Genomic DNA, 12342 nt, shown 5'->3' on the forward strand with positions numbered 1-12342 from the left:
CGAAGGCGTCCACGCCTCACTGATTTCACCCCTGATTTCCCCCGATTTCCCCTCGGAGACTTAAAGCATGTCCGCAGCACTGTCCGGTATGGATGCCAGCTCTCCCACCATGGCCGGGCGCATTCGCCTGATCATCGCCATCCTGCTGGTCGTTCTGATCGCGGAGTCGATCGGCACCTTCTCGTTTGCCGTCGGCAAGGGCAAGGTCGTGTTGCAGCCCATGCTGTGGGCCATCTTCATTGGTGCCATCGTGGCCATGCTGGCGCGCCGCGCGCCGTCGCCGATCGGCATCAGCGAACAACAACAGTCCTACATCAGCGGCTACCTGCAATTCGCCCTGATGCCCTTCCTGGCCAAGCTTGGCATGATGGTCGGCGGCTCGCTGCCTTCAGTGAAGGCGGCAGGTTTCGCCCTGGTGTTCCAGGAATTCGGTCACTTCTTCGGCACCATGGCCATTGGCCTGCCGTTGGCATTGCTGCTGGGCATCAAGCGCGAAGCCATCGGCGCGACCTTCTCGGTCGGCCGTGAGCCCAGCCTGGCCATCATTGCCGAGCGCTTCGGCATGCAGTCCCCGGAAGGCCGTGGCGTGATGGCGGAATACATCACCGGCACCGTGCTGGGCGCGTTGTTCATTGGTGTGCTGGCCAGCTTGATCACCTCGTTGGGCATCTTCGACCCGCGTTCGCTGGCGATGGGTGCCGGCGTCGGGTCGGGCAGCATGATGGCCGCTGGCGTGGCGGCGATCGCGTCGCAGTACCCGCCCGAAATGGCGAAGGAAATCGGCGCACTGGCTGCTGCCGCCAACCTGCTGACCACCGTGTTCGGCGTGTACTTCACCCTCTTCATCTCGCTGCCGACCACTATCTGGCTCTATGGCAAGCTTGAGCCCGTCATCGGTCGCTTCGGCAAGCAAAAGGCCAGCGCCGAGGCAGTCGCCAATGTCGACGCCAACAGCACCAGCCACGCTGCACCGCCGATGGGCTATGCCGACAAGCTGGTGGGCTGGTTCGCGTGCGGCCTGCTGACCCTGGTGGGCAACAAGTTCGGTTACGGCGTGCCGATCATGGACGCCCTGCCGGGCGCAATGATCATCATCGCTATCGTGATCGTTGCTGACCTGGTTTACCGCCTGCTGGGCAAGGTACCGATGGTCGCCATCCTGTCGCTGTTCGCGATGGCTGTCGGCTGCCCTGGCCTGCTGCCCTTCTCGGATGCCGCGATCGCGCTGGTCGCCAAGGTAAACTTCCTGCCATTCACCACGGTGATCCTGGCAATGGCCGGCCTGTCGATCCTGAAAGACCTGCCGGCGTTCCGCCGCCTGGGCTGGAAGATCATCGTCGTGTCGCTGGCCGCCAGCACCGGCACCTTCCTTGGCGCGACGGTTATCGCCGAGTTCTTCCACTAAAAAGGAACCGACATGGACATGAAGGCATTGCCCTGGTTGGCAGACGACACCATCGCCCGCATGACGGCGTGGCGTCGCGACTTGCACGCCCACCCCGAAACCGCTTACGAAGAACACCGTACCTCGGAAATCGTCGCCAACGCCTTGCAGGCCATGGGCATCGAGATCCATCGCGGTCTGGCGGGCACCGGCGTGGTCGGTACGCTGCGTAACGGCGACGGCCCGAGCATCGGCCTGCGCGCCGACATGGACGCGCTTGACATGACCGAACTGGGCGACAAGCCCTACATGTCGAAGACCCCCGGCAAAATGCACGGGTGCGGCCACGACGGCCACACGTCCATGTTGCTGGGCGCGGCCGAATATCTGGCCAAGCACCGCAACTTCCGTGGCACCGTGCACTTCATCTTCCAGCCTGCGGAAGAGAACGAAGGCGGTGGCAAGAAAATGATCGAAGACGGTCTGTTCGACCTCTTCCCCTGCGATTCGGTCTACGGCATGCACAACATGCCCAGCATGCCCGAAGGCATCTTCGGTGTTCGCAAAGGCCCGATCATGGCCTGCCTGGACACCTTTGAAGTGGTCATCACCGGCAAGGGCACGCACGCCGCCCAGCCGGAACGCGGCATCGATCCGATCGTGGCCTCGTCGCAGCTGATCAACGCGCTGCAAACCATCCCCAGCCGCCGCACCAGCGCGCTGGACGCATTGGTGGTCACGGTCACGCAGATCCACGGTGGCGACACCTGGAACGTAATCCCGGAAACCGTGGTGCTGCGCGGCACCGTGCGTTCCTTCGACCCGGACGTGCGCAACCGCGCTCAGGAATTGTTCGGCAAAGTCTGTGCGGGCGTGGCTGACACCACCGACACCAAGATCGACGTGAACTACATGCGCGGTTATCCCGCCACGGTGAACTCGGCAGCAGAAGCCGTGATCGCCACCGAAGTCGCGACGGCGCTGGTGGGTGCAGACAAGGTAGATGCCGACTGCGTACCCAACATGGCCTCGGAAGATTTCGCGTTCATGCTGGAAGCCAAGCCGGGCGCGTATGTGTTCCTGGGTGCAGGCAAGCAGGTGGGCAAGGATGCACCGCTGCACAATCCGTACTATGACTTCAATGACGATGTGCTGGGATTGGGCGCACGTTATTGGGTAGCGTTGACGGAACGAGTGTTGAAAGCTTAATCTAGCCTGAACCTTTATTTGTGACCTACCAAAGGCCGGATGACCGCAAGTCAGCCGGCCTTTTATCAGATAAAAATAGAAAATCCAAAATTATTAGTGGCCGACGCAATTACGTTTAGTCATGAGCACTGAGATTCAAAATCTTCCCCGAACGCCGCGCATCGAGAAAAAGGGGACCCAGAACTAACGTGAAAAGTTTATCGCAAATCGTCGCACCCCGCTCAAACCAACCATTATTGGCAACGATCTAAGGATTATGGTGAAAGCAAATATTATCGCAAATGAAGACCTGGAAGCCCTGTTAGCCCTACACGAAGATCATTTCAACGACATTAAGAGCAAAAGAATCGCTCCTGCAAAACTTCAAGAAACGTTTGTCGCTTTTGCAAATTCAGACGGCGGCGATCTTTATATTGGCATAGAAGACAAAGCCGTTGCTGGCCAGCGAGTTTGTGGGCTTACAGAACCGGAGGAAGCGAACGCGATTATCGCGACACTCCTGGAAGAAACTCAACCCGCAGTGGAAAATGTTGACATTGAATTCCTTCAAACCGAAAGAGACGGAATAATTCTTCACGTAGCAATTCCAAAAAGCCCAAAGGTTCACTACACCGCAAGCGGCGATTGCTTTATTAGAATTAACGCCGCTAAACGAAAAATAAAAGGCGAAAGAATTACTCAGCTTGGATATTCCAAGGGTGCAGAGTTATATGAAAAAAAGGCCGTCAAAGACGTAGACCTCGATGACATAACAGACGCTGAAAGTCTCAACGACTATATGGCGAGGGTAGGAAGCAAGCTAAATCCTGAAATTTTTTTGAGAAAACAGAGACTTCTTTCTGCAGAAGGAGCAAAGAAATTTCCCAATGTGGGATGCGTGCTTCTTTTTGGAGAGGAACCACAGGCCACATTAGATACTCGCTGCGCCGTTAAAGTTTACCGTCTGCGCACTACCGAGAAAGAGTATCGAAGAGAGCAACTTGAGGAGATGCCGGTAACAATAAACGGAAACATAGAAAACATCATCAAAGAAACCATTAAAAAAGTTGCGAACTATATTGACGGAGCGGCATTCCAAGAAAATGGAAGATTAGTTAAGCTTAGCTATCCTGCTGAGGCACTAAAAGAAATTCTTGTTAACTCAGTTTTGCACAGAGATTACAGCTTAAATGATGACATTCATGTTCGGGTCTTCGACAACCGGGTTGAAGTTCAGAGCCCTGGGCGCCTACCCGGGTACATGAGCCTAGAAAATCTTTACGAAGAGCGTTTTTCAAGAAACCCGAATCTCGTTCGAATGATGCACAACCTTCCAAACCCAGTAAATCACGATATTGGCGAAGGTCTCGATACAGCAAAAAACGAACTAAAAAAAGCTGGCCTAATCGCGCCAGTTTTTGAGGAAAAAGAAAATGCCTTCATCGTGACTATTAAGCACCAAAAAATTGCGTCCGTTGAGGAAGTCGTACTAGCTTATCTGAATGAAAACCCTACTGCCGAACTGACAAATAAACTGGTCAGACAACTTAGTGGCGAAGACGACATGCAAAAAGTTAAATCAGCCTTGCAAAAACTGCGCGCCAATGGACAAATAAGGCCCGTCGACGACAAAGCCAACGCCTTTAACTTTCGCTACGTAAAAACACAACTGCCTTGAAATTTTCTTGTGCGTGTAAATCGGCGCGTCAGCTTAGCAAGCGATGCGCGCCACCGCCAGCCCACCCAAGGAAGTCTCTTTGTACTTGTCCATCATGTCGGCACCTGTGTCACGCATGGTGCGGATCACCTGATCCAGCGAAATGAAATGTGTGCCGTCACCCGCCAGTGCCAACTGCGCAGCGTTGATCGCCTTGATCGATGCGATGGCATTGCGTTCAATGCATGGCACCTGCACCAAGCCGCCGACCGGATCACAGGTCAAGCCAAGGTTGTGTTCCAGGCCGATTTCGGCGGCGTTTTCGACTTGTTCCGGCGTGGCCCCCAACACTTCTGCCAAGCCTGCCGCTGCCATCGCACAGGCAGAACCGACTTCACCCTGGCAACCTACTTCAGCCCCAGAGATGGAAGCGTTCTTCTTGCACAGAATGCCGATTGCCGCGGCGGCCAATAGGAAGTCCACGACATCATCGTCACCGGCCGTCGACTCGAAACGCATGTAATACCGCAACACAGCGGGAATGATGCCCGCCGCGCCATTGGTAGGCGCAGTCACCACCCTGCCCCCCGCCGCATTCTCTTCGTTCACGGCCAGCGCAAACAGGTTCACCCATTGCATCGCCGACAGGGTGCTGCCGATCAGGTTCTGCTGCACAGTGGCTTGCAGACTGGTATGCAAACGGAAAGCACGACGCTTTACTTCCAACCCGCCCAGCAGGATGCCTTGCTGCTGCAGACCGCGATCCACACAGGCGTCCATCGTCCGCCAGATCTTCAGCAGCCCGGCGCGGGTGTCCGCCTCGGGACGCCACGCCTTTTCGTTTTCCATCATCAATTGTGAAATCCGCAGGCCATGACGCTTGCACAAGGCCATCAGCTCATCGGCGGTGGAGAACTCGAAAGGCAGCATTGTGCTGTCCTGATCGACAGCCCCGCTGGCAGCTTGCTCGGCTGTCACCACAAACCCGCCGCCAACCGAATAATAGGTGGCGGACAACAGCGCGCCTTCCTCGCCATAGGCATTGAAGGTCATGCCGTTGGGGTGATAGGCCAGACTCTTCAGCACCATGCGCACGTCGCGGTCGGCAACGAAGGGCAACGGGTAATTGCCGTCGATCAGCAAAGTGCGGTCTTGTTCAAGCTCGCGCAGATAGCCATCGACCAGGCTCGGGTCGATCGTGTCCGGACGATGGCCCATCAAGCCCAGAATGGCTGCACGGTCGGTCGCATGTCCGATGCCGGTGGCGGCAAGCGAGCCGTACAACACGACTTCGATGCGGGTCAGCGCAGGGGTGGATAATGTGGGCTGGGCAGCGTCAATGGCGTCAGCGTCGTCGTGTACAGCCAATGCGGGTTGCCGGTGCAACAGGCCACGCGCTGCCAGCAGTTCGACAAAAGAATTGGCCGCGCGCATCGGCCCGACAGTGTGAGAACTCGACGGTCCGATACCGATTTTGAACAAGTCGAAAACGCTGATAGCCATGCCTGCAACACCCGGATCTTTGATGCTGTCATTGTTGACAATGACCGACGCCGGTACAAACGAAAGTTCCTAACGCGCACATTAGCCGTGCTGATCAATGAGCCGCATTCGCCCCACCCAGCTTCACGCCGCCGTCCAGGTCTTCGCCTGTGCCGCGCGCCACATGTCCTTCACGCGTTGCGCCGAAGAACTGCACGTCACGCCTGGCGCAATCAGCCAGCAGATGCGACAGCTAGAAGAGCGGCTGGGATTCCGCCTGTTCCAACGCGACGGACGCGGCCTGGCGTTGACGGCAGAAGGACAACGACTGGCGCAAGTTGCCAACGAGGTGCATGGGCGTCTGGATGATGCGCTGCGGGAACTGCGCAGCGATGGTGTGGCTGGCGCATTCCGCCTGCGCTCGGTGCCATCATTTTTAAGCCGCTGGCTGATGCCGCGCCTGCCGGATCTGCAAGCACGCTTTCCCAACTTGCGACTACGCATTGAATCTGAAGACAGCAGCACGTCGCTGGGCACGGCCGAATTCGATCTGGCGATTGATCTGAACGACGGCAGTTACCCGGGACTGCTTGCCACGCCCTTGATGGACGAATCGATCTTCCCGGTGTGTGCGCCGTCCTTGTTGCCCGGTGGAGCACCGCTGACCGACCTGGCCTTGCAGTTGCCGCAGCTTCCGCTTCTGCACGACATGACAGCGTGGCGAGGCAGCTCTGATTACGCGGAATGGGAGTACTACCTTGCTGCAATCGGAGCACCCTCGCTGAACGTGCGACGCGGTCACGTGTTCAATCGCAATCACCTGGTGATCCGCGCCGCGATTTCAGGCATGGGCATCGCGATTGCACGGCGCACGCTGATTACCGATGAGTTGAAGCGCGGGATTCTGGTGGTGCCGTTCGGCACGGCGGTGCCGGTGAAGAAGCGGTATGTGCTGCTGTATCGCGAGGGTGCCCTGCAGCAGCCGGCCGCTAGGGCCGTGCACGACTGGATTGTGGCTCAGGCTGCCGAAACCGAGCAATGAACACGCTGTCAGTGCTCGATCCCGTCTGCAAAAGTCTATTTTTCCCCTACGCAACATATCCATGCTTTTGAGCATGGACAAGAAGATGTTTCTTCAGGTTCTCTTGCAAGGCGCTACGCTCTGCGTCCTTCAAATGATCCCAAGCCAATCTGAGCCCAGGTTCAACACCAAAAACTTTGGCTGCCTCAGCCCTCAATAGCTTGGACTCCAACATAAGCCCCTCAGCCGAAAAGGCGATATATCCTTGATCGAACAACACATCGAGTGGAGCAGCAAGCAATAGGCCATTATTGACATCCATCTTGGCTGCATCATCACTTTCCGCCCAAGGGACGATGTGAGAAGCGCGTAAATGGCCACCACACTCCAAGCCATGAACCGAGCATTTCCGCTGCCAACGAATCCAAAGATTGTCGCGGAAAACAGTGTGATGCTGGCCCCGCGTCCAAACGAAGCGTCTGACCTCGGATATGGCGTCTTTGGATAACGTTTTCATCGCTTCAGCAAGTTCAGCAGAAGTTGAGTCGTCCGCAGGCCTCGCAAGCTCTGCGCGAAGCACCCGAACTCGTGATGCGGCAGCTTTTTTGCCGTAGAACCTTTCGTACGTCACCTCGCTGAAGTCGACGAAACCCAGATGTGCGAAAGAATCTTTAACCCGGAAAATCCATTTTTCACCATCAGGACGTCGGCCACGAGTACCTGGAAGGATTTCGCCAGCCCATAGGTCAAATATTGCCGAACCTTCGCGCTCGATGGCGAGCACTATCACATGGGTTTCGACCTGGTCCCAATAGCCGGTTTTTCCACTTGATAGCCAAACCAGATTTCTTTCATGATTGCCGCTATTCGCCTTGCAAATCTGCACCGTTACTTCATCGTGGCGATAACACGGTTCGAACGCAAAAATCTCTTGAATACTCGATAGGCTACGCAAGTTAGTTCTCCATATTTAAAAACAAAAATTAGAAGTCAGCTGAGTTTTCCCAAACGAACATCGATCATTTGCAGTGCGGCCAGCGCCGTCGATCGCACGCTAACGCCCACCGTCGAATCTATCCGAAAATCCTCAGGATTTATCCGCACAACCCGCGGCCCATGCCGCTCGCTAAACTGACGAATCGTAGGTATCGCCAAGCCAGCGCCCAGTTCGATCACGACCAACCGATCTACCTTCCCCAGCCAAGCATCCAGCAAAGCGCGTTTTTGCAGCATGCGGTCGGGTACCCAGTCCCAATCATTGAACATCAGGATATTGGGGCGCGCTATGGCACCACATCTCGGACAAGTCGGCAGAGGTGACATCAGATGACATCGCACCTCATCAATTACAGGCTGCCATCCATCAGCAGGCCACAGTTCTGGCTCACATCTATTCAGGCATTGAAATGTGTGAATCGATCCGTGGCATTCGGTAATGCGCTCAGGTGCAAAACCCACCTTGGCGAAATGGCCGTCGACGTTGCTGGTGAATACGAAGGCACCGTGTGGTAAGGCATCGCCCCATGCTTTCAACAGGCCAAAGCCGGCATGGGGTTCGATTTGACGGTACATGTTCAGACGATGGCCATAGAAACCCCAGGCAAGCCTTGGCACTTCATGGAAGGCTCCAGGTGACGCGATCTCATGGAACAGCCTGCCTTGCAGGCCAAGCGCGGGATAGACCCGCCAAAAGCCGTGGTTGCCACGGAAGTCCGGCAGCCCCGAATCGATGCCCATGCCAGCCCCTGCGGTAATCAACAAGGCATCCGCATCGCGCAGCCATTGCGCGGCTTGTTCAACGGCGTCGTCCAGCTGAATACTCATGCGTTTCTGCCTCTTCTCGTCACGGCTCGAGTTGTGATGATCAGCCACACATGAGACATTTCCTGTCCCAAACTTAAACATTGGCTTCTTATGTCCGCCCGCGACGAGCATATTCTTTCAGTGCTCCCAACCCATAACGATGCAGCCAAATGGATGACGACGCCAAAGGTTGCTGAGCGTCTTCGCAACGCGGGCATCCCGATCACTCATGTCAAAACCGTACAGCGTTGGTTGGAGAAGCTAGAAACGCAAGGCGTGGTCAGTCGACAGCCGGCTGGCAACGCGCTGGCATGGCAACGGAAAGAGGGTGCCGGTGGCATTGCCGCACGCGCAGGCGGCTTGATGACCTTCAACGAAGCCCTGGCCTTGCAAGTATTGAAACGCTTCTCGGACCGACACGTTCCGGCAATGGTCAGCACGTCGCTCGATAGCATGTTCAAGGTGGCAGAACTGCGATTACGCGCGGGGACGCAAGACGGTGCCCAGCATGCGGCTTGGCATCACAAGGTTGCCGTGGTCGACAGCGGTTTCCAACCCAAAGCCCCGCTACTTGCCGATGCAATATTTCATGAAGTCTCAAACGCTTTGTTCACTGAACGCATGATGGAGCTGGTTTATGCGCGTCGCGACACTGTGCCAGGCACGTCATCTCGCAAACAACGCGTAATGCCACTAGGACTTGTCGAAACAGCGGCTGGCCTTGTCTAGTTGGTGGCGCGCAATGTGATCAAGGGTAAGGTCAAGCCCAATCCGACCATGTACCGACTAGATCGCGTGAGCGCGGCCGAAACACTGAACCAGCACTTCGAATACCCTGCCGACTTCTCGTTGGCAACCTATGTGGATACGGAACGCAAGTTCGATTTTTATCCAGAAGGTCAGATCAAACTGGTGCTGCGCTTCAAAGCACACGCTGCCCAGAGCGTGCTTGATGGAAAGATCGCTCCAGACCAGACGATCAAGAGAAACAACAACGGCACGACTACCGTGCGCGCCACAGTCACCTTGAGTGACAAGCTCCGCTGGTGGATAAGAGCCTTTGGACCAGGCGTTGAGGTGCTGTCGCCACGAAAGCTGCGTCAGTTGTTCGCCGACGAAACGCGCGACATATCAGCTTACTACGAACGCAAACGCTAAGAACGCTGGCGATTCTGAGGGCATTATGTCGCGACTTTCAACGCCGGTGCACGACATTCATCCAACTGCCGCAACCCATCGAGCGCCGTCGTCGCAAAGCCCAAGCCCACATCAGGCGAAATATCGAAATCAGTCGGGTGGATACGAATAACGCGCGGGCCGTGCTGCTCGCTGAAACGGCGAATCGCCAAGGTGCCGGCACCAACCTCCACCACCACTAGGCGTTTCATCGGGAACAGCCAGCTCGACAGCAGTGCATGCTGACGCATGGTGCGATTCGGCACCCAATCCCAATCCTTGGCGAGCGAGACATTCGGCCGGGCAACCGAGCCGCATTGCGGACAGGTTGGCACTACACCAGCCAGCCAACCGTTGGCCGGATTGATGCTTGGCGTGAGTTCGTCGGCTGACCACAGTTGCGGCGTGCAGGCTTTGACGCACTGCAACCAATGGATCGAACCCGCAGCTTCCACAATTCGGTCGACGGCAAAACCCGCCTTTTGAAAGTGGCCGTCGACATTGCTGGTGTAGACGAAGGAGCCTTGCGGTGCAGCATTAGTCCATCGTCGCAAAATGGCGTAACCCGGATGCGGATCGGTGTCGCGATATTGCTTCAGGCGTTTTCCGTAAGTGCCCCAGGCAGCCCGGGGAGAATCACGAAAGACATCTGGAGATCCAATATCGTCCTCGCCTGGGCGCACTCGGCCAATGACCGACAGTGCGCGTGCGAGACTCTTGCTGTCTCTGGTTTCTGACAAGCCGGCAGCCATGCCCGACCCAGCCACGATCAGCAAGCCGTCGGCGTCTTCCAGCCAGGCCACGGCCTGTGCAAGTTCCTGTCCGATTGGCGTACTCATCTTGCTTGCTCCCTATGAATGCTGGAGCTTGAGCAAGGATGGTGCCTGACAAGAGAACGCAAATATCGCGCCCACCCACCTGCATGGATCACGACGTCAACGTGATATCAACGTGCCGTCGTCAGACACGAATTCACGGCAATCGCTGAAGTCATGGGGATGGATTCGAGGTCAACGTCAGTGTGAAAAAGATGCCGGATTTCAACCCGTCATCTATCTCACCATGAATATTGTTGCCACGAGAACGGCCGGGCCGCCATAGCGGCACCCGGCCGAGAAGATCAACGACGTTGCAGGTCTGCGGCCAGCACAGCGCCCTTGCCGATGTAGCTGCGCGGGGTCATGTCCATCAGACGCGCCTTGGCGTCTTCCGGCAGTTCCAGGCCAGCGATGAAGGTACGCAGCGCCGATTCGGTGATGCCCTGGCCGCGCGTCAGGTCTTTCAGACGCTCGTAGGGTTGCGGCAGACCGAAGCGACGCATGACGGTCTGCACCGGCTCGGCCAGGACTTCCCAGGCGTTGTCGATGTCGGCGTCGATGGCGGCGGCGTTGACTTCCAGCTTGCCCAGACCCTTGGCGCACGAGTCGTAGGCCACCATACAGTAACCCAGCGCCACGCCCAGATTGCGCAGCACGGTCGAGTCGGTCAGGTCACGCTGCCAGCGCGAGATCGGCAGCTTGTCCGACAGGTGACGCAGCGTGGCGTTGGCCAGGCCCAGGTTGCCTTCGGAGTTTTCGAAGTCGATCGGGTTGACCTTGTGCGGCATGGTCGAGGAACCGACTTCACCCGCCTTCAGGCGCTGCTTGAAGTAACCCAGGGCGATGTAGCCCCAGACGTCACGGTTCAGGTCGAGCAGAATGACGTTGGCGCGGGTGATCGCGTCGAACAGTTGCGCCATCCAGTCATGCGGTTCGATCTGGATGGTGTGGCGGTTCTGCGCCAGGCCCAGGCCGTTCAGCACCTTGCGGCTGAAGACTTCCCAGTCGACTTCCGGGTATGCAGCCATGTGGGCGTTGTAGTTGCCGACGGCACCGTTCATCTTGGCCAGCGGCTGGATGCGCAGGATTTCGTCCAGCGCACGGCCCAGGCGAGCGGCGACGTTGGCGAATTCCTTGCCCAAGGTGGTGGGGCTGGCCGGTTGGCCATGGGTGCGCGACAGCATGGGCTGGGCAGCTTGATCTTTCGCGATCGCTTCCAGCTTGTCGTACAGACCACGCAGCGCGGGAACGATCACCTGGTCGCGTGCGGCGGTCAGCATCAGCGCGTGCGAGGTGTTGTTGATGTCTTCCGAGGTGCACGCGAAGTGGATGAACTCGGCAGCCTTCGACAGCTCGGCGTCGTCGGCAACCTTTTCCTTCAACCAGTATTCGACAGCTTTCACGTCATGGTTGGTGACGCGCTCGATGTCCTTGATGCGTGCAGCATCTTCTTCGCTGAAGTTGGTCACCAGTGCGGACAGGCGGGCCTGCGCCTCGGCGCTGAAGGGCGCGAGTTCCGGCAGGCCGGCTTCGGCCAGCGCGGACAACCACGCGACTTCGACCTGGACACGGTGATACATGAAACCCGCCTCCGACAGCAGAGGGCGCAGGGCATCGCCACGGCTGGCGTAGCGACCATCCAGCGGCGACAGAGCATTAAGGGGGCTGAGCTGGGCGGCGGTTTTCATAAACTTCATAAACGATTGATAGTAAAGGAAAATTGTAGCATTGAGAGACGTTTGCACGGGGATGGCCCCGTTGCCCCGATGCTATTATCGACGCCTTGTGCCGGCCTCTCCACCGGTCTGTCCCA

At 57.2% G+C, this 12342-nt stretch carries 11 protein-coding genes; 6 read left to right on the forward strand and 5 right to left on the reverse strand.

Annotated features, from left to right (window positions below; all coding sequences use genetic code 11):
• Positions 1–67: 67 nt before the first annotated feature.
• The 3 genes from FXN63_RS20170 (at position 68) to FXN63_RS20180 (ending at position 4250) form a co-directional block, all read left to right on the forward strand.
• On the forward strand, positions 68–1405 hold the full coding sequence (locus FXN63_RS20170; RefSeq protein ID WP_148816943.1) for a DUF3100 domain-containing protein: 1338 nt from the start codon (positions 68–70) through the stop codon (positions 1403–1405).
• Positions 1406–1417: 12 nt separating this feature from the next.
• Positions 1418–2593, forward strand: a complete 1176-nt coding sequence (locus FXN63_RS20175; RefSeq protein ID WP_246164909.1) for a M20 aminoacylase family protein — start codon at positions 1418–1420, stop codon at positions 2591–2593.
• Positions 2594–2849: 256 nt separating this feature from the next.
• A complete protein-coding gene (locus FXN63_RS20180; protein WP_148816944.1) occupies positions 2850–4250 on the forward strand; it encodes an ATP-binding protein in 1401 nt (466 codons plus the stop codon).
• A gap of 33 nt (positions 4251–4283) precedes the next feature.
• Here FXN63_RS20180 and FXN63_RS20185 read toward each other — a convergent pair whose 3' ends face one another.
• Positions 4284–5732, reverse strand: a complete 1449-nt coding sequence (locus FXN63_RS20185) for an L-serine ammonia-lyase (protein ID WP_148816945.1) — start codon at positions 5730–5732, stop codon at positions 4284–4286.
• 97 nt (positions 5733–5829) lie between these two features.
• Between FXN63_RS20185 and FXN63_RS20190 the strand changes: the two genes are divergently transcribed.
• Complete coding sequence (locus tag FXN63_RS20190; RefSeq protein ID WP_148816946.1) at positions 5830–6753, forward strand: LysR substrate-binding domain-containing protein; 924 nt, start codon at positions 5830–5832, stop codon at positions 6751–6753.
• A gap of 46 nt (positions 6754–6799) precedes the next feature.
• Here the strand turns inward: FXN63_RS20190 and FXN63_RS20195 are convergent, their stop codons facing one another.
• Positions 6800–7687, reverse strand: coding sequence for an HNH endonuclease signature motif containing protein (locus FXN63_RS20195; protein ID WP_148816947.1), 888 nt, complete (start codon positions 7685–7687; stop codon positions 6800–6802).
• A 35-nt stretch (positions 7688–7722) separates the two neighbouring features.
• On the reverse strand, positions 7723–8556 hold the full coding sequence (locus tag FXN63_RS20200) for an SIR2 family NAD-dependent protein deacylase (protein WP_148816948.1): 834 nt from the start codon (positions 8554–8556) through the stop codon (positions 7723–7725).
• Between the two features lie 90 nt (positions 8557–8646).
• Here FXN63_RS20200 and FXN63_RS20205 point away from each other — a divergent pair, with 90 nt between their 5' ends.
• Both FXN63_RS20205 and FXN63_RS20210 read left to right on the forward strand, forming a co-directional pair.
• Entirely contained in the window at positions 8647–9264 is a 618-nt protein-coding gene (locus tag FXN63_RS20205) for a hypothetical protein (protein WP_148816949.1), read from the forward strand.
• A 15-nt stretch (positions 9265–9279) separates the two neighbouring features.
• A complete protein-coding gene (locus FXN63_RS20210; protein ID WP_148816950.1) occupies positions 9280–9693 on the forward strand; it encodes a helix-turn-helix transcriptional regulator in 414 nt (137 codons plus the stop codon).
• A gap of 23 nt (positions 9694–9716) precedes the next feature.
• Here FXN63_RS20210 and FXN63_RS20215 read toward each other — a convergent pair whose 3' ends face one another.
• Positions 9717–10550, reverse strand: coding sequence for an SIR2 family NAD-dependent protein deacylase (locus FXN63_RS20215; RefSeq protein WP_148816951.1), 834 nt, complete (start codon positions 10548–10550; stop codon positions 9717–9719).
• Positions 10551–10831: 281 nt separating this feature from the next.
• A complete protein-coding gene (purB, locus tag FXN63_RS20220; protein ID WP_148816952.1) occupies positions 10832–12217 on the reverse strand; it encodes an adenylosuccinate lyase in 1386 nt (461 codons plus the stop codon).
• Positions 12218–12342: the final 125 nt, after the last annotated feature.

This window comes from Pigmentiphaga aceris, assembly GCF_008119665.1.
GTDB lineage: Bacteria > Pseudomonadota > Gammaproteobacteria > Burkholderiales > Burkholderiaceae_B > Pigmentiphaga > Pigmentiphaga aceris.

Bases quoted from the DNA above. Each gene is read 5' to 3' on its own strand.
- FXN63_RS20170 (WP_148816943.1), top strand. From the start codon at position 68: ATGTCCGCAGCACTGTCCGGTATGGATGCCAGCTCTCCCACCATGGCC.
- FXN63_RS20175 (WP_246164909.1), top strand. From the start codon at position 1,418: ATGGACATGAAGGCATTGCCCTGGTTGGCAGACGACACCATCGCCCGC.
- FXN63_RS20180 (WP_148816944.1), top strand. From the start codon at position 2,850: ATGGTGAAAGCAAATATTATCGCAAATGAAGACCTGGAAGCCCTGTTA.
- FXN63_RS20185 (WP_148816945.1), bottom strand. From the start codon at position 5,732: ATGGCTATCAGCGTTTTCGACTTGTTCAAAATCGGTATCGGACCGTCG.
- FXN63_RS20190 (WP_148816946.1), top strand. From the start codon at position 5,830: ATGAGCCGCATTCGCCCCACCCAGCTTCACGCCGCCGTCCAGGTCTTC.
- FXN63_RS20200 (WP_148816948.1), bottom strand. From the start codon at position 8,556: ATGAGTATTCAGCTGGACGACGCCGTTGAACAAGCCGCGCAATGGCTG.
- FXN63_RS20205 (WP_148816949.1), top strand. From the start codon at position 8,647: ATGTCCGCCCGCGACGAGCATATTCTTTCAGTGCTCCCAACCCATAAC.
- FXN63_RS20215 (WP_148816951.1), bottom strand. From the start codon at position 10,550: ATGAGTACGCCAATCGGACAGGAACTTGCACAGGCCGTGGCCTGGCTG.
- purB (WP_148816952.1), bottom strand. From the start codon at position 12,217: ATGAAAACCGCCGCCCAGCTCAGCCCCCTTAATGCTCTGTCGCCGCTG.